Origin of the sequence: Oceanisphaera sp. IT1-181 (assembly GCF_033807535.1) — a bacterium.
Lineage (GTDB): Bacteria > Pseudomonadota > Gammaproteobacteria > Enterobacterales > Aeromonadaceae > Oceanimonas.
In genome coordinates this window covers 423,332-441,708 of record NZ_CP136856.1, presented here as the reverse complement: position 1 = coordinate 441,708, position 18,377 = coordinate 423,332, and the positions used below count along the sequence as shown (strand labels likewise).

Here is an 18,377-nt window from a genome sequence, read left to right as displayed (position 1 = left end):
AAGCTGTCACCAAGCTGTCATGACCCAACAGAGGATAAAATCGTGCGTATTCTTGTGATAGAGGACACCAGAGTACTGGGTGAAGCCATCGCCGACCGATTACAGAAGCTGGGCCATGGCACTGACTTGATTGGCAATGGCCGCCAGGCCGCCGACTGGCTACGCAATCAGTCTGTCGATTTAATTATTCTGGATCTCAACTTACCCGGTCTCAGCGGCGAAGGGGTGTTGGCAGAGCTGCGCCAGCGCAAAACCGGCACCCCGGTATTGATCCTGACCGCACGGGATCAAATTGATGACCGCATCAAGTTGCTGGATCTGGGCGCGGACGATTATCTCACTAAGCCGTTCGATTTTGGCGAGCTGGAAGCCCGAGTGCGCGCCCTGCTGCGGCGCCAGCAAGGCTATGCCTCTAACATCAGTGAGCACGGTAACTTAATCTTTAACCGTGACGCGAAAACCGTCACCATAGATCAATTACCCTGTGCGCTGGTTAATCGGGAGTTCAGGTTGTTGGAGATTTTCTTGGGTGGGTTAGAGCGGGTGATGAGCAAGGAGGAGCTGACTGAAAAGCTGTTTAACGCCGATGAAACCCCCTCGGCCAACACCATAGAGCTGTATGTGGCAAGATTGCGTAAAAAACTGGTGGGTAGTTCACTGCAGATACAGACGCTGCGCGGTTTGGGCTATGTAGCACGGGTCATCGATTCGTGAGCGCTGTGGTTAACCATCACCCACATCTGCGTCGGCGGCTGCTATTACTGAGCGCTGTGGTCCTCATCGGCTTGAGCCTGCTGGCCATGGGACTGATGGTGTCTTACAGCAAAAAAACCGCCGATCGTAGCTACGACCTCATGCTCAACAGCGCCATACTGCAACTGGCCAATGCAGTTCGCCACGATGAACAAGGCTTTGTGGTCGATATGCCCGTCTCCGCGTTTGCCACTCTGGCCCAAGCACCTCAGGATCGCGTTTTTTATCGGATCAGTGTTAACGGCAGCTTCTTGACCGGCTATCACTCATTACCCACTGCACCCGCCCGCACACATTCGCAACAACAACTGACCCAGCAACAGCCGGACTTCTTTGATGCTCACTTCTCCGGTGAGCCGGTGCGGGTGGCCCGCTTGACTCGGCTGAATACTGAGCGCCAGCCCTTTGATGAAATTCAAATCGAACTGGCACAAACCCGCCTCGCTCGTGAGCAGCTCAAGGATGAAATTTTGTATCCAGCACTGGAGCTTATTCTGGGGTTGTTATTCAGCGCCCTATTGCTGCTGTGGCTGGGAATTTATTATGCCCTGCGCCCTTTTACCCTGATTGCTCGTGCTCTGGCACGGCGACGCCCGCGGGATCTCACGCCACTGTTATTGCCGGTTCCCAAAGAAACACTGCCGCTGCTGCACACCATCAATCACTTTATTGCCCGCCAGCAGCAGATGCTGGAACGTATGGAGTCCACCACTTCGGTGGCCGCCCATCAGCTACGTACGCCGCTAGCCAGCCTGCGCGCCTTAAGCGAAAACGCGCGCGATGAAGTTGAACCTGCAAAAAGACAACGACTATTAGCCGGATTAATAGAACAATGCGATTTGCTGTCACTCACGGTGAATCATCTGTTGAATCAGGCCATGCTAGACCATCGTTTTCACAGTCAAGAGTTACTGCCGCTAGAGCTAAATGCCATCGCTAAAAAGGTCTGCCTAGCTCTGGCGGTACCGGCCCTGCAACGGCAAGTCGAACTCTCTTTCGAGCCGGCAACCTCGCCCCTGTGGATCCAAGGGGATGAGATAGCGATCACCCAGATGCTAAATAACCTTATCGATAATGCCGTGGCCCATGCGCCCGCCCACACTCGGGTAGAGATTGTGCTACGTACCTCGCCGGCACCGGCCATCCTCATTCGCGACTTAGGCTCCGGCATTCCCCCTGAGGAGCGAGAAAAGGTATTCGCCCGCTTCTATCGGGGCAGTCAGCATCGCTATCTGGGCTCGGGGCTCGGCATGGCCATCGCACGGGACGTCGCCGAGCATCACGGCGCAGGCATTCATCTGCATGACAATGAGCCGAGTGGGCTGGAAGTCGAGATCCGTTTTAACACTTACAGGAGCACCCCATGAATCGGCTTCGTTTAGCCTTGCTGTGGCTATCGTTATTGTTAGCCGCCCCCACACAAGCGGCAGAGGAGTTTTTACAACCCGCCGCTTCCCCTATGCAACAGCAACTGGTTATTTACAGCGCCACCGACTATCGCTATCTACAACCACTGCTACAGCACTTTCAGCAGCAGCATCCCCAACTGGGCATCCGTTTTGTGGATATCGACTCACAAGAGTTATACGAGCGCTTTCTACAGGAATCTCCGCACTCACCGGCGGACTTGCTGCTCAGCTCGGCCATGGATTTACAGCTTAAGCTGGTCAACGATGGCCATGCTCGCCCCTATCGCTCGATCCGAACCTTGTCTCTGCCCAGCCAAGTACACTGGCGGCACGAGCTGTTTGCTTTTACCTTCGAGCCGATACTGACCGTGTTCAACCGAGAGCGGCTTGGCCCTCATCCACAGCCTCACAGCCGCCAGCAACTGCTGGCCCTGTTACGACAAGACCCTGACCGGTTTGCCAATCAGATTATCACCTACGATGTTGCGACCAGCGGCGTGGGCTATCTGCTGGCCAGTCAAGATAGCCAGCAAGGGCTGATGTATGGTCGGCTGTTAGAAGCTTTCGGTGGCCTCAAGCTGCAACTCGATGACAGCAGTAATGATATGCTGGACCGCATCGCTAGGGGGGAAGCCGCCATCGGCTATAATCTACTGGGCTCTTATGTGGCATCGGCGTTGCCGCGTTACCCCCAGTTAGTGGCAATGGCGCCCAACGACTATACCTTGATGCTAATGCGACTGGCGCTGATCCCCAAAACCGCGCCTCACCCTACCCTTGCCGGTGAGCTCATCGACTTGATGCTGTCGGCTCAAGGTCAAGCCCTGTTGGCACAAAGCGGCCTGCATCCGGTGCTGGAGCCAGACTCAGGACAACTGCGGCTCGCTATTCAGGCCCAGGGGCCGGTCACGCTGATACCACTCACGCCCGCGCTGCTGCCGCCTCAAGACCCTTTGGTCAAACAGCATTTTATTGATGCCTGGTCCGGCTCGGTCACCACGGCGCCGACCAAAAGCCAGCCATAAAAAAGAGGCTTACCAGTCACGGCAAGCCTCTTTCACATTTGAGCTACTTACTCAGGTATTAGCCTCGAGTACGAATAGCTTGAATAATGGCGGTGGTGGAGCAGCCCTCTTCAAAGTTCAGTACTTTTACTTCACCGCCGTTGGCGGTGACTTCGTCAAAACCGGCGATATCTTCGGCCTTATAATCGCCGCCTTTCACCAATACGTCGGGCAGGGTTTCGGCAATCAAACGCTGCGGCGTGTCCTCACTAAAGGGCACTACCCAATCTACCGCGCCCAAACCGGCTAATACCGCCATGCGTCGATCAACGGTGTTTACCGGACGGCCATCGCCTTTAAGCGCCCGTACCGAAGCATCGATATTCACCGCCACCACTAAGCGATCACCCAGCTTGCGCGCATGGCTCAGGTAAGACACATGGCCCGCGTGCAAGATATCGAAACAGCCATTAGTCATCACTATTTTTTCACCTCGGCGACGAGCCGCGTCCATGACTTGTTTCAGCTGCTGCTCGGTCACCACGCCCATACCCGACTCCGGCGAGCCATACAGCACATTGGCCAGTTCAATGGCAGACACTGTCGAGGTGCCCAGTTTGCCTACCACTATGCTGGCAGCCACGTTAGCCAACGCACAGGCTTCATCCAAATGTAGTCCTGCGGCCAGCGCGGTCGCTAGCGTGGCAATGACCGTATCGCCGGCACCGGTCACGTCAAACACCTCATGGGCTTGAGCAGGTAAGTGCAGTTCGTGATCGTCTGCATGAATTAAGGTCATGCCGTGCTCAGAGCGGGTCACCAACAGTGCCTTAAATTCGAATTTTTTAATCAACTCGCGGCCACGGGCCACCAACTCTTGCTCGTCTTTTACCTTACCCACTACCGCTTCAAACTCGGTCATATTGGGCGTGAGTAAAGTAGCGCCACGATATTTTTCAAAGTCGGAACCTTTCGGATCCACCAATACCGGCACGCCGGCTTGGTTTGCCGCCTGTATCAGCGCTTGCACTTGCGTTAAGGCGCCTTTGGCATAATCCGACAGCACGATTACGCCCGCCTGATCTAAGGCGGCACGGGTTTTCTCGGTTAACGGCGCCGCATCGTCTGGGCCAAAGCTGTCTTCAAAGTCTAAACGCAGCAATTGCTGATTACGGCTCATCACCCGCAATTTGGTAATAGTGGGATGACTGTTTAAGCGCACAAAGTCGCACTCCACGCCCACGCCTTGCATTTTATCTTGTAGGGCAGTGGCCGCTTCATCGTTACCGGTTAAGCCCAGCAAGCGAGCCTTTGCACCCAATGCTGCGATATTGAGCGCCACGTTCGCCGCTCCCCCTGGCCGCTCCTCGTTGTGCTCAACTTTAACAACGGGCACAGGCGCTTCCGGTGAGATGCGCATGGTAGGGCCAGACCAGTAGCGGTCTAACATAACATCGCCGACCACTAGCACCTTGGCGCTATCGAATTCCGGTAACTTGATCTTCATGGTTCCGACTCTTTTGAACAGGGGAAAGCCGAAATCTTATCACAAACGACTTTAAAACATAGCCGTAAGCCTTACGCCGCACGCCATACGTAAAAAGACGCAGTTATTTTCTGTGCTTACAGCGTAAAGCGTACGACGTATGGCGCACTGCTGCCCGAAGGGCTAGTCTTTGGCCTCCAAGTTAATTAGAATTCGGTCATTAATTGTTTATGGCGATAACTGTTTTATGGCAATAGCTATGCGAGATTCTCGACCTTCTTCTTTTTCTTTAGCGCTATTACATCCCCGTTACCTGTTTAACTGGCTGGGCTTGAGCCTATTGTGGCTATTAGTGACGCTGCTGCCGTGGCGTGCACAAATGGCGTTTGGCCGTAGCTTGGGCCGATTATCGATGCGCGTACTGAAATCTCGGGTAAAGATTGCTCGGCGCAACCTTGAGTTGGCCTTGCCGGAGCTCAATGAAGCTGAACGTGAGCGCACACTTACCGCTAACTTTGAGAGCGTGGGTTGTGCGGTATTTGAAACCGGCATGGCGTGGTTTTGGCCAGATTGGCGGATGCGCGCCATCACGCGCATGGAAGGTACCGAGCATGTAGATGCGGCCGTGGCCAATGGCCAAGGTATGCTGTTGTTATCGGCACACTTTTTAACACTGGAGCTCAACGCGCGCCAATTTGGCTTGTATCGCCCAGGGGTAGGCGTGTATAGACCCAACACCAATGCGGTATTGGAATATGCACAAGTGGAAGGCCGTTGCCGCTCGAATAAATACTTGGTGGACCGCTTAAATATTAAAGGCATGCTCAAGGCGCTGCGCCAAGGCGATGCACTTTGGTACGCGCCCGATCATGACTACGGTCGTCATGCCAGTGTGTTTGTACCCTTTTTTGCGGTAGAGCAAGCGGCGACCATTACCGGCACCGCCACTTTGGCTCGGGTGAAAAAAACCGTCACCCTGCCCTGTTTTACCATTCGCGAGAAAAACGGCTATCGGTTATTGATCCAAGCGCCTATGACTAACTTCCCCATTGGTGACGACATTACCGATGCCATCGCCAGCAATCAGGTAATAGAAGCCGCCATTCGGTTAGCGCCTGAGCAATATATGTGGCTACATAGACGCTTTAAAACCACACCGAAAGGGATACCGTATAGGTATTGAGGGCAGCGCCTAGCTAAAACTGACTCGATATTTTTTTGTTTTGCCGTCTTCCTGATGCACATCAGGATCTCGTCCTTGGGTTTTAGTAACTAGGACAAGATACCGGAGCGAGTCCGGTATGACGGCTATACGTCACGCTACGCGGGACTTGCTGATTCAAAGCTTATACCCCTCACTCCTCTCGCCTTACTCCTCACCGGGCTTAAGCCATTTCTCCCAGCTCTCTACTACCCATTCGCGCTCGGTGCACAGCTCACTGTCGGGCACGCGGCCGGGTTCGTCGAGTAGGCTTAAACGGTGGCCGCGGTTACGAATCGCGCAATAGGCGGTTTTCAGTCGCTCAGCTTCTTGTTCCTCCAACAAGCCCACCGCCACTGCCGACTCTAAGATGCGGATATTATCCGACCAACGGGTGAGTGCTTGTGGGTGCTGATGGCTAAAGGCCAGCACCAGATATTGGGTTAAAAATTCAATGTCGACTAAGCCGCCGCTTGATTGCTTTAAATCAAACTCTTCTTCTTTAGCTTTAATGAGGTGCTCGCGCATTCTCTCGCGCATCTTGATCACTTCTTCGGCCAGCGATGGCTGCTCCCGCGGTTGGCTCAGCACTTGCTGGCGGATCTCAATAAACTGCTGCTCCAAAGTAGCGTCGCCGACGATAAAGCGACTGCGCACCAACGCTTGCTGCTCCCATACCCAAGCTTGATTCAGCAAGTACTGCTGATAGGCATCCAGTGGGCTCACCATCAAGCCCGAATCGCCGCTGGGGCGCAGGCGCATATCAAGCTCATAGAGCACACCACTGGCGGTGCGCGTGCTAAATAAGTGAATAATGCGCTGAGCGAGGCGCAAGTAAAATTGGCGCACATCTATGAGCTTAGGGCCATTGGTGTGGCCGCGCAAGTCCGATTGCTGCACAAACACCAAATCCAAGTCCGAGCTATAGGCCAGCTCAATGCCGCCCAACTTGCCGTACGCCACCACGCCAAAGCCGCGATCCGTGCTATGAACTAACGCCTCTGGCACACCGTGGCGTTCGGTCATTTGTACCCAGGCTTGATTCACCACTTCATCCACTATGGCCTCGGCCAACCAGGTTAAGTGGTCACTCACTTTCATTAACGGCAAGGTATCGGCGATATCGGCGGCGGCGATGCGCAGCAGCTGAATTTGCTTAAATTGGCGCAATGCTTCCATTTGCTGCTCTACGTCTTCTTCCGGCACTCGCAGCAAAAATTGGCGTAACTCATCCCGATAGCACTCTAATGGAATCGGCTCATATAAGGTTTGCGGCAATAACAGTTCATCGAGCAAAATCGGAAAGCGCGCCAACTGCTCGGCCACCAAAGAGCTGGCTTCACACAAACGGAGCAATTGCTTGAGCGCGCCGGAATTTTCGACTAATAACTGTAAATAAGCAGAGCGGGTGACAATATGCAGCAAGATATGCTGCACGCGAGCAAATAGCCGATTGGGGGTTTCTGTGGCGTGAATTTTATCGAGCAACACCGGCATCAGCTTATCCAGGGCTTGGCGACCTTGCGGCCCCATGGCTCGGCGCGAGTATTCGGCTTTAAAGCTCAGCAAGCCCACCGCCAACCCGCGGGCTTTAAGCTCGCTTAAACCTTGTTCTTGCAACAAAGGCAGCAGCTCGGCTTCATCGAGCTCAGTTTGCCAAATATCGAACCAAATTTGCGGCGCGCCTTCTTCTTCCGCTTCGGTATTATCACCAATTAAGCCCTCGAACTGGCGATGCACGCGGCTCATCGTCGCTTGAATGGCCTGATAACAGTCTTGCCAATTATCAAAGCCGGTGAGCCACGCCAAGCGCGCTTGATTCAGCTCATCAAAGGGCAGGGTTTGAGTTTGTTGATCGTCAAAGGCCTGCAAGAAATTTTCGACGCGGCGCAGTAAACGATAACTTTCATGTAATTGCTTGGCATCTTCGCTCGGTAAATCGCCCAGCGCTTCAATGGCGGCAAGGGCGGCGGGCAAGTGGCGCACTTGCAGTGAGGGCTCACGGCCACCGCGGATCAACTGAAACACCTGAGCAATAAATTCAACTTCACGAATGCCACCCGCACCCAGCTTAATGTTGTCGTGCAGACCTTTGCGGCGCACTTCGGCGGCGATCATGGCTTTCATCTGGCGCAATGAGTCAATCACGCCAAAGTCGATGTAACGGCGAAACACAAAGGGCCTGAGCATGGCCCGCAGCTGGTCACTGTATTGGCCCTCACCATTAATAATGCGCGCCTTCACCATGGCGTAGCGCTCCCAAGTGCGGCCATGATTTTGGTAATATTCTTCCATGGCGTTAAAGCTCACCGCCAGCGGGCCCGACTCGCCAAAGGGGCGCAGGCGCATGTCCACTCTATATACCTGACCATCCGCCGTGGTTTGATGCAGCGCATTCACTAACTTTTGGCCGAGGCGAATAAAAAACTGCTGATTAGCCAGCTCGCGCCGCCCGCCTTGGGTAACGCCGTTATGGGGAAAGGTGAAAATCAGGTCAATATCTGAGGAAAAGTTCAGCTCGCGCCCGCCCAACTTGCCCATGCCAATAATCAACAAGGGCACCGCTTTACCATGGGCGTCTGTCGGCGTACCGACTTCATGACATAGCTTTTGGTAATACCAACGATATGCCGCCAAAATCAGTGCATCCGCCAAGGCCGAGATATGCACAAAGCTTTCTTCTACCTCACCACCGAGCAACATTTCCCGCCATGCGATCAACAGTAATTGCTTGCGGCGAAACTGGCGTAACACTCTCAACACCGTCGCTTCATCGGTCACGCCATCAAGTAGCGTCGCCAAAACGCTCGCATAATCGCCCGCACGATCACTATTATTAAGCTCAGTGGCATCATCAAATTCCAGCGCCAACTCAGGCTGCTGACAGAGGCTTTGTACGGCAAAGTCGCTGCAAGCGAACAGCATTTTTAACTGGGCAGATCGCGCATCTGTTACTTTCTCGGCCAGCTCAGGCGCACGTTCTTTAAAACGCAGCCATTGTTTATCGGCCTGTTGTTGCAGCAAAGCGGGCATGGCAATCATGGGTAATCCTTAATTCTTGGGTGCGGCACTGTAGATGCCCGTCTCTTCGGTGAAGAGGACTTCAGCACGATTTTATGTTTTATATCTAAACCTCAGAAGCAGCAAGACAAGCTGGCCCGTCGAAACATTCTGCTACGCAGAACCGGCGAATAAATTGCCGGCTACGAGGGCCGCGTTTCTTCTTTTACTGATCGCTTATGGCCGCGATTTAATGGCCGCCCTCGGCATATAAATAGTGGGTTAACTGCAACAATAAACGACCGTAGCGGGGGTTATAGAACAGCTCGTCTAAAATCTTGTGCTCTTGTAACTGGGCTTGCAGCCAAGTCAGATCTTCAAGCCAACCAGCCAGTACGGATTCAGATGCGCCATTGTTTAACGACCTGTTTTTTAACGATGCGCTATTTAACGACGCCAGACTCTGCTCAACTAAGGCTACACCGACGCGGACTTGGCCAAGCCAGTCGTCTTTTTGGTCTGTGGTGCTGAGTGCGCCCTGCTCATGATGCTGCCAATGCTCGACGCCTTGCGCGAGCCTGCTTAGCAAGATGCGCTTATCTTGCTCTGTCTCTGGCAGTGCTGTCTCAGACAGATCAGTGCCAGCCGCTAAAGTAAGGGTTTGTAACTGCGGACCGACGCTTAAGCCGGCCAAATAATAACCGCGCTGCGCCTTAGATACCGCGTATAAGCGTAACCCCCCCTCGCTCAACAGTAGCGCTGCGAAGGCAAACATATCAGCAACTTCACCGCTCACCAGCTCTAACTCTAATTCTTGAATGAGATTCTGTTTTTTTCCTGCTCGAACTTCGCCGGTATCAAACGCCAGTTCAATCTCGGTCTCATTAAACTTCACCACCCAGCGTTGGCGTAAAAAGTCGGTACTGAATAACGGCTGCAAGTCGGCTTGGACTTGGGCAAGCACAAAGTCAGCCGGCCAAATATGGGCCGGGAAACGCGCTAAATCTGGCTGGGGCTCGGCTAAGTCAACATTGTATTCGGGTCTTTGGTGCAGGCCACCCACTTGGCTACCGGCCAGCTTTACCGTTTGCTCTAACTTGCCGTTTTGGCAGCGAATACGCAGTCCTGCTTTCATGCGGCCCAGCGCTAAATTTGGCGTGTCAAAGTAGGTATTGGCCAGCGTTTTTTGGTCGTGTTGGCAGATTTCATGCTTAGCTAGCAGTGCGGGTAAGCGACTCACCAGCTCGGGTGACAGCAGAAATTTCAGCTCTATCTCAGTATTCATAGGCGCGCCCTAAATCTCCAAACGATTGATTCTTAATGTGAAAAATAAATAACAAGGGACAAACCCAAGAGTATTATTAAAAATGCTGTTTTCTTGCCTTTATAGTTAAGTTACCATTCGCGCCACATAGATGTATCGAGTGTTTTTTCACCGACACAGGATTGGACATGCCAGTAAATACTATTTTGGGGCTTTTTGCTAAGTCCCCTATCAAGCCTTTGCAAAAGCATGTGGCGAAAGTACATGAAGCGGCTCAGCAGTTGGTTCCTTTCTTCGACGCCATGTGGGAACGAGATTGGGAACAAGCTGAGCTGATCCAACGCCGGATTTCTCAGCTCGAACGGGAAGCCGACGCCTTAAAACGGGAAATCCGCCTCAAACTCCCTCGCGGTCTTTTCATGCCAGTGGCACGTACCGACATGTTAGAGCTGCTCACGCAGCAAGATAAGATTGCTAACAAAGCGAAAGACATCTCAGGCCGTATTATCGGTCGCCAGATGGCTATTCCGCTGCCACTCCAAGCTGCCTTTATGGATTACCTCAGCCGGTGCCTTGATGCTACCGCGCAGGCAGCCAAAGCCATTGACGAACTCGACGAGCTGTTAGAAACCGGCTTTAAAGGGCGCGAAATGGATTTGGTCTCAGATATGATCAACCAACTTGATCGCATAGAAGATGATACCGATGTCATGCAAGCTAAGTTGCGTAAACAGCTGCATCTCATTGAGGATGGCTATAATCCTATCGATATCATGTTTTTATACAAAATCATTGAGTGGGTCGGTGAGCTGGCAGACCAAGCCGAGCGGGTTGGTGCCCGTTTAGAGCTGATGCTGTCTCGTTCCTGAGCGACATAACAAGGTATACAAATGGATATCATTGCTAACTACGGCACTCTGCTTATTTTAATAGCGGCTGCCTTTGGCTTTTTTATGGCTTGGGGCATAGGTGCCAACGATGTGGCGAACGCCATGGGCACCTCTGTGGGTACGCGCTCACTAACCATCAAGCAGGCGATTATTATCGCCATGATCTTTGAGTTCGCCGGTGCTTACTTGGCGGGCGGTGAAGTAACCTCCACCATACGCAACGGCATCATAGACTCAGAAGCCTTTGCCGGTCATCCAGACTTACTGGTGTTTGGCATGATCGCCTCGCTATTAGCCTCTGGTACTTGGCTGTTAATAGCCTCGTACTATGGCTGGCCGGTGTCGACCACGCACACCATCATAGGTGCCATCGTCGGCTTCGCACTGGTGTCATTAGGTTCTAGTGCTGTGCATTGGAGTAAGGTTGGCGGCATCGTTGCCTCTTGGGTAGTCACGCCGGCTATCTCGGGGTTAATGGCCTACTTTATCTTTATTAGCGTGCAACGGCTTATTTTCAACGCCGACAAGCCGCTGGCGGCCGCTAAGAAATACGTCCCCGCTTATATCTTTATGACGGTGATGGTGATTTGTTTGGTCACCTTACAAAAGGGTCTTAAGCACGTCGGCCTTGATATGAACAACACCGAAAGCTTTGTACTGGCGACGCTGATTTCTTTGGCCTCTGCCATATTGTGTGGCGTTTACATCAAGCGCAAGCAATACGACAGTGAAGACGATAAAGACATGCAATACACCAACGTAGAAAAGGTGTTTGGTATCTTAATGGTGGTCACCGCCTGTGCCATGGCGTTTGCTCACGGCTCAAACGACGTGGCCAATGCTATCGGTCCGTTATCGGCCGTGGTGAACATAGTACAAAGCTCGGGCGAAATTGCCGCGCAATCCAGCATTGCTTGGTGGATACTGCCGTTAGGCGGCATTGGTATTGTAATCGGTTTAGCCTCTATGGGTCATAAAGTCATGGCCACAGTGGGCACGGGTATTACGCACCTTACGCCTAGCCGAGGTTTTGCCGCTCAGTTAGCCACGGCTGCGACAGTGGTGATCGCATCCGGCACTGGCCTGCCAATTTCCACGACTCAGACCCTAGTGGGCGCGGTAATGGGCGTAGGCTTGGCACGCGGTATTGCGGCACTAAACCTTAACGTACTGCGTAACATAGTGGTTTCTTGGGTAATTACCCTACCCGCAGGCGCTATTTTGGCCATTATTTTCTTCTATATTATTCAATGGTCTTTTAGCTAAACCATCGAAAGCTACCGTTGAAGTACCGTTTTAAGGGGGCATATTTGCCCCCTTCTTCTTGTCCTACCCCCTCCCAGCTATTACCATGACCTTATCGAAAAGAGTAAAGGAACATCAGGTGAAATCGAAACTTCTTGTGGCACTGCTGTGCAGCTTGTCTTGGCTGAGCATGGCTAACGCCGCCGACCGCTATATATCCGATGACGTGTATGCCTATCTGCATGCGGGCCCCAGCAATAAATTTCGTATTCTTGGCTCCATCAAGGCGGGTGAAACCGTCACTGAGCTGGCGCGCGATGCACAAACCAAATACGTGCATATTCGCGACGCTGAGGGCCGCACCGGTTGGGTAGAAGGTACCTTTGTACAAAGCGAAGAGAGCTTTCGTTCTAAGCTACCCAAGATTGAAAGCGAGCTGATAAATACCAAAGCACAACTGAGCTCAGTCGATGAGCGCCATGAACAAGATGTGCTCGATAAAACTAATCGCTTACAACTGCAAGACCAAGAGCTTACCGAGGTGCAAGCCGAGCTAAGTGCGTTGCGCCAGCAACACGACAAGCTCAACAGCGAAAACCAACGCTTAACCAGCCTGATGGACAATGAACAACATCAAATGCGTTTAGATTGGCTGCTCTACGGCGGCATGGTAGCCGGCATAGGTGCACTGTTTGGTTTTTTATTACCTTTGATCCCACGTCGCAAAAGCCGCCATCAAAGCCGCTGGATGAATTAATATCCTTCGTGTAGGCGTAAGGCGTAAGGCGTAAGGCGTAAGGCGTAAGGCGTAAGGCGTAAGGCGTAAGGCGTAAGGCGTAAGGCGTAAGGCGTAAGGCGTAAGGCGTAAGGCGTAAGGCGTAAGGCGTAAGGCGTAAGGCGTAAGGCGTAAGGCGTGAAATTATCCAAGGCAACACTTAGCTAACGCAAACAAAAACACCGTCTGATGACGGTGTTTTTTATGGCTGTTTGTAGATACTCTGTTGGACATCAAGGTTTCGCGTTAGCTCTGCGCTCTGTTGTGATGCGCCCTTATCACGTCTTTGCGAGCGTAGCGCGGCAATCCATGCTACAACGGCGCGGGACATAACCATGGATTGCCGCGTCGTTGCACTCCTCGCAATGACCAAGGTTAGGGTTTGGCTCTGGTCTTTTTTAGATCCAATTCATTGGACCAAAACTAAGGCTCGGCATATCAGAGCTTGGTGCCATCTTCAGCTTGGCGCTGTATTAGCCCTTAAGCGCAAAGTGTCGGTTGGGTTTACGATACACAATGTCGTCTTGTAGCAGCCAGTGAAAAATATCTTCTACTTCTTCCATCGGCTTTTCTAACATCCGTGATACCGCGCCTTTAGCACAGCGCAGATCGCCGGCGCGCAGCTTGTTGACCACCTCATGGTAATAGTCGGGGCGCTCCGGCATCGCAGGCGACTCGTCATTTATAACATTAGGAGTAGCTGTTGATGGTGGCTGCTTGAGATTACGCCGAAAGCGCAGCTCATCCCCTAATAAGGCAATAAAAAAGGCCGCAAAAAAATCCAGTAATATGGACAGCACCACCACTATGCCAAATTGCACCCTTGATAACGGCCAGCCCAAACCTTCCGCTAAGCCCGACATCAGCCCCATCAATGAGCTTTGGCTGGTCACCGCTACTTGGTCTCGCTCGCGGCGCAGCTCATCTTGGCGTTGACGTAAATCAGCATTACGCGCCAGCATATCTGTCATGCCATTGGCGATGCGCTTCATATCAATGTAGGCCTGTGCTGCCTGCTCATTAATGTCTATTTCTCGCTCTAGACCGGCAATTTTATCGTTATAGCTTTGCACTTCTCCGGCTTTGGCCGCGTCGCCTTCTAGCAGGGTATTGGTCGCGGCATTAATGCCGCCCACACTGCCCGCGATAGAAAGCCCTGCCAACACGGCGTAAAAGCACAGCGCCTTGGCCGCCCCCATAGAATCATGGCGACTGATACGCTCGCCCATTTCATACCAGATATAAAACTTGCCGATCTCAAATACCAACGCTAAGCCGCCAAACATCAGCTTCATTAGCAGGCCTTGCTCGAGAGACAAAAACAACAACAGAGAAAAGACCATGGAGGCTGCAATGGAAGCGCCAGTGATCAAATAAACCACGGTCAGGGCAAAGTGCCCTTTAGGAAGACGTTGATAATGCACAGGCAGTGTTCGCTTACTACAAATAAAAGAGCGCACATTATAGAAGGAGTCCGCCACGCAAACAATGCACCCCAAGCGCGCTTTACTGGCTTATTGGACTCGCAGCAGGCCAAACAAGCCATAGCCATATCCATTAGGAACCCTTCTAATCTTCTAATTTGCCAACTAGGCTTAGCCCAGCGCACGCCAAACATTGGCGAATAACGCCATCGAGATCGCAAATCTTGGCAAACCCCATTGGCGCGACTGTTATTGGCTTTTAAATCGTATAGGTTATTAGGTTCTGTTGACCTGACGCGGTGCCGCGTTATTGGCGTTACAACCGTATCGCAGCTAACCGCACCTGCAGAGTTTTATAAGCCATCTCCAGGGGTCAGCAAGTTCTAATGTGAGGAGTGCCGTTATGTTTACCGTCGCCACCGCTTTTACTGATGATGTCCCCCGTGATCTATTAAACCTGCGCCAAGTCATTACCGAGCAGTATATGGTGGACGAAAACGCCTATGTGGCCGAGCTCATCGAGCAGCTTTCAGGCTATGCGGGTGATAGTTCAGGTAATAGTGCAGGAGATAATGCGGAGCTGGCCGAAAAAGCACACAAACTCGTCAGCCAAGTACGCCAAGCCAGTGGTGAAGTGAGCGGCGGTATTGAGGCATTCTTACAGCAATATAGCCTGGATACCCAAGAGGGGATTATTTTGATGTGCTTGGCGGAAGCCTTGCTACGCATTCCCGATAAACACACCATAGACGCCTTAATCAAAGACAAACTCTCAGGCGCCAACTGGGCACCGTATTTTCGACAAAGCGACTCCGCTTTAGTCAACGCCTCCACTTGGGGCCTAATGCTAACCGGCAAAGTTATCCGCACCGACAGTAAACTCGATGGCCATCCTGCTCGTTTATTAGACCGCCTACTGAATCGCTTAGGCGAGCCCTTAGTGCGTTCAGCCATGATGACGGCCATGAAGATCATGGGTAAGCAGTTTGTACTCGGCCGAGACATTAAAGAGGCACTTAAGGCCAGCCGCAAGGCGCGCGACCAAGGCTACTCACATTCTTACGACATGCTGGGTGAAGCGGCCATGACCGCCTTGGATGCCCAGCATTATTACCAGGCCTACGCCAACGCCATTGCTGCTTTAGGTGAGACCAAGCTCAATAATGATGCCGTGCCGCGCCCGTCTATTTCCATCAAATTGTCGGCCTTACACCCGCGTTACGAAGAAGCCAATCGGCAGCGGGTGCTCAGCGAGCTATTTGCCACAGTGCTGAAGTTGCTGGAGCAGGCTCGTGCTTTAGACGTATTCGTGACCATAGACGCGGAAGAAATGGACCGGCTTGAGCTGTCACTGGACTTATTTGAGCAACTTTATCGCCACCCCGCCAACCAAGGCTGGGGCGGCTTAGGTTTAGTGGTACAAGCCTATTCAAAGCGCGCCTTACCCGTACTCATGTGGCTGTCTGCCTTAGCCCGCGAGCAAGGGGATATGATACCGCTGCGCTTAGTAAAAGGTGCCTATTGGGACAGTGAGATCAAGTTTAGCCAGCAAGGGGGGCTCACGGGTTATCCGGTATTTACCCGCAAAGCCGCCACCGATGTTTCTTATTTAGTGTGCGTCCGCTACTTGCTGAGTGCCGCCTGCCAAGGCGCGCTTTACCCACAATTTGCTACTCATAACGCCCATACGGTGGTGGCGATTCAAGCCATGCATGATGCTAGTGCTGACACCGTCTTACCTGCTTTCGAGTTTCAACGCCTGCATGGCATGGGCGAAGAGCTGTATGACGTCGTACTCACTGAGCATCCTGAGCTAAATTGTCGTATTTACGCCCCCGTCGGCGCCCATAAAGATCTCTTGCCCTATTTGGTACGCCGATTATTAGAAAACGGCGCCAACTCTTCGTTTGTGCATAAATTGTTGGATCCTAAAACACCCATCGACTCCCTTATCCAACATCCGCTCACCCGCTTGAAAGAGTGCGAAAGCTTAGCCAATGAGAAAATCCCGCTGCCCTTGGCCATTTTTGCTGACCGCGTGAATTCCCAAGGTATCAACCTCAATATTGCCGGCCAGCGCCAGCCCTTGTTTCAAGCATTGGAACAGTTAGCAAGCAAAGAATGGCAAGCAGCGCCGTTACTGGCAGCCTGCCCGTTAGCGGACTACAAAGCACTTACACCTAAATCAGCACCTGCAGTAGCGCCAGCCCCCACATTACAAGCCGTGCTCAGCCCGCAGGATACACAGCAAGTGTTGGGTCAGGTGCAGATGGCAAGCGAAGCGCAGGCAGAGCTTGCCATCACCTGCGCGTTGGCGGCCTTTACGGATTGGCGCGATACACCCGTGGAACAGCGTGCGAAAATGATTGAGCGCTTGGCAGATTTATTAGAAGAGCATAGGGTTGAACTTATTTCACTGTGTACCCGAGAGGCAGGAAAATTATTACAAGATGGCATAGACGAAGTACGAGAAGCCGTAGACTTTTGCCGCTATTACGCCAATCAGGCGCGCCGCTTAATGACCACCACCTTACTGCCCGGTTATACGGGTGAGCGCAATACTTTACAAGCTCAAGGCCGTGGCGTGTTTGTCTGTATTAGCCCGTGGAATTTTCCGCTGGCCATTTTTTTAGGCCAAATAAGCGCCGCCTTAGTAACCGGCAATACGGTGATCGCTAAACCTGCCGAGCAAAGCTGTTTAATTGCTCACTTGGCGACTCAGCTTGCCCATCAGGCGGGTATTCCATCGGCCGTGTTACAGCTGTTACCGGGCAGTGGTGCCACCATAGGCCAAGCGTTGACCTCAGACCCGAGGATCGCCGGCGTTTGCTTTACCGGCTCCACCACCACCGCTCACCATATCAATCTTACCCTGGCCCAGCGCACCTTAGCCGAGCGCTCCATAGCCGCACAAAATGCCGCCATTATTCCTTTAATTGCCGAAACCGGCGGTCAAAATGCCATGATTGTGGACTCCACCGCCCTGCCTGAGCAAGTGGTGCGCGATGTGGTACGCGCCGCCTTTCAAAGTGCCGGCCAGCGCTGCTCGGCACTGCGGGTATTGTATTTACAAACCGACATCGCCGAGCGCGTATTAGCACTATTAAGCGGTGCCATGGCTGAGCTGAGCGTCGGCGACCCGGCTTTGTGGTCTACGGATGTGGGTCCGGTAATCGACGCCCAAGCGCAAGCTAAGCTCACCGAGCACCTGAATCAGATGCAGGCGGCCGGCAAAATAGTCATCGCTCAAACGCCGCTAAGCCCAGACTGTGATCATGGCTACTATATTCAGCCCACGGCGCTGGCTATTAATAGCATCAAGGAACTCAGTGAAGAGCACTTTGGCCCCATCTTGCACGTGGTGCGCTTTAAGGCCGCTGAGCTAGAACAAGTGATAGACGACATTAATGCCAGCGGTTATGGCCTAACGCTCGGTATTCACAGCCGCAATGAGTCGTTTTCCGAGCATATTGCGCGGCGCGCCAACGTGGGCAATATCTACATTAATCGTGACCAAATTGGTGCCATGGTCGGCGTGCAACCTTTTGGTGGGCAAGGCTTGTCTGGCACCGGCCCTAAAGCCGGCGGCCCTCATTATCTGGCCCGTTTTATTACCGAGAAAACCATTACCAATAACACCACCGCCATCGGCGGCAATGCCAGCTTGCTCTCGCTCGGCCAAGGGGACTAGTACTGGTGCCGGTATAAAAGTGAGAACGATTAGCGTCCTATCTTTTTCACACTATTACTATGGTCTGATAGCTAAGTGGAATGTGCTGAACTAGGCTGACAGTTAGCTTGATGGGATTCATATTACTCACATCTATAGATTAAAACGCAATATGGGTTAACAGCACTATCGAAACCGTATCGCATAATAATGAGGGTCAATAGACCCTTACCACTGAAACGCTGTGTCATAAGGA

Annotated in this window: 12 protein-coding genes; 8 read left to right on the top strand and 4 right to left on the bottom strand. The window is 52.5% G+C overall.

The features are described from left to right. Window positions 1-42: 42 nt before the first annotated feature. The 3 genes from R0134_RS02020 to R0134_RS02010 are packed head-to-tail and all read left to right on the top strand — an operon-like array spanning window position 43 to window position 3,187. Window positions 43-714: a response regulator transcription factor gene (locus tag R0134_RS02020; RefSeq protein ID WP_319783245.1), complete on the top strand. Its 672-nt coding sequence runs from the start codon at window positions 43-45 to the stop codon at window positions 712-714. Then, window positions 711-2,120, top strand: coding sequence for a sensor histidine kinase (locus tag R0134_RS02015; protein ID WP_319783244.1), 1,410 nt, complete (start codon window positions 711-713; stop codon window positions 2,118-2,120). The genes R0134_RS02020 and R0134_RS02015 overlap by 4 nt, the downstream gene beginning before the upstream one ends. After that, window positions 2,117-3,187, top strand: coding sequence for an ABC transporter substrate-binding protein (locus R0134_RS02010; protein WP_319783243.1), 1,071 nt, complete (start codon window positions 2,117-2,119; stop codon window positions 3,185-3,187). Before R0134_RS02015 ends, R0134_RS02010 begins: the two co-directional genes overlap by 4 nt. 58 nt (window positions 3,188-3,245) lie before the next feature. Here R0134_RS02010 and hldE read toward each other — a convergent pair whose 3' ends face one another. Next, on the bottom strand, window positions 3,246-4,673 hold the full coding sequence (gene hldE, locus R0134_RS02005; protein WP_319783242.1) for a bifunctional D-glycero-beta-D-manno-heptose-7-phosphate kinase/D-glycero-beta-D-manno-heptose 1-phosphate adenylyltransferase HldE: 1,428 nt from the start codon (window positions 4,671-4,673) through the stop codon (window positions 3,246-3,248). 238 nt (window positions 4,674-4,911) lie between these two features. On the opposite strand from hldE, the gene lpxL reads away from it, so the two are divergent. Continuing rightward, window positions 4,912-5,835 carry an LpxL/LpxP family Kdo(2)-lipid IV(A) lauroyl/palmitoleoyl acyltransferase gene (gene lpxL / locus R0134_RS02000; RefSeq protein ID WP_319783241.1) on the top strand — a complete coding sequence of 308 codons (924 nt, stop codon included), beginning with the start codon at window positions 4,912-4,914 and terminating at the stop codon, window positions 5,833-5,835. A 186-nt stretch (window positions 5,836-6,021) separates the two neighbouring features. On the opposite strand, the gene glnE is transcribed toward lpxL, so the two are convergent. Together glnE and R0134_RS01990 are read right to left on the bottom strand one after the other, a co-directional pair. Continuing rightward, complete coding sequence (glnE, locus tag R0134_RS01995; RefSeq protein WP_319783240.1) at window positions 6,022-8,895, bottom strand: bifunctional [glutamate--ammonia ligase]-adenylyl-L-tyrosine phosphorylase/[glutamate--ammonia-ligase] adenylyltransferase; 2,874 nt, start codon at window positions 8,893-8,895, stop codon at window positions 6,022-6,024. Window positions 8,896-9,103: 208 nt separating this feature from the next. After that, entirely contained in the window at window positions 9,104-10,138 is a 1,035-nt protein-coding gene (locus tag R0134_RS01990) for an inorganic triphosphatase (RefSeq protein WP_319783239.1), read from the bottom strand. A 167-nt stretch (window positions 10,139-10,305) separates the two neighbouring features. Between R0134_RS01990 and R0134_RS01985 the strand changes: the two genes are divergently transcribed. From R0134_RS01985 to R0134_RS01975, 3 genes are all read left to right on the top strand, one after another. Then, a complete protein-coding gene (locus R0134_RS01985; RefSeq protein ID WP_319783238.1) occupies window positions 10,306-10,986 on the top strand; it encodes a TIGR00153 family protein in 681 nt (226 codons plus the stop codon). Window positions 10,987-11,007: 21 nt separating this feature from the next. Next, a complete protein-coding gene (locus R0134_RS01980) occupies window positions 11,008-12,273 on the top strand; it encodes an inorganic phosphate transporter (protein WP_319783237.1) in 1,266 nt (421 codons plus the stop codon). 118 nt (window positions 12,274-12,391) lie between these two features. Continuing rightward, window positions 12,392-13,009 (top strand): TIGR04211 family SH3 domain-containing protein, encoded by a 618-nt coding sequence (locus tag R0134_RS01975; protein WP_319783236.1) that lies wholly within the window; start codon window positions 12,392-12,394, stop codon window positions 13,007-13,009. Window positions 13,010-13,500: 491 nt separating this feature from the next. Here R0134_RS01975 and R0134_RS01970 read toward each other — a convergent pair whose 3' ends face one another. After that, entirely contained in the window at window positions 13,501-14,451 is a 951-nt protein-coding gene (locus tag R0134_RS01970; RefSeq protein ID WP_319783235.1) for a hypothetical protein, read from the bottom strand. Between the two features lie 403 nt (window positions 14,452-14,854). On the opposite strand from R0134_RS01970, the gene putA reads away from it, so the two are divergent. Then, window positions 14,855-18,142, top strand: a complete 3,288-nt coding sequence (gene putA / locus R0134_RS01965; protein ID WP_319783234.1) for a bifunctional proline dehydrogenase/L-glutamate gamma-semialdehyde dehydrogenase PutA — start codon at window positions 14,855-14,857, stop codon at window positions 18,140-18,142. Window positions 18,143-18,377 lie beyond the last annotated feature (235 nt).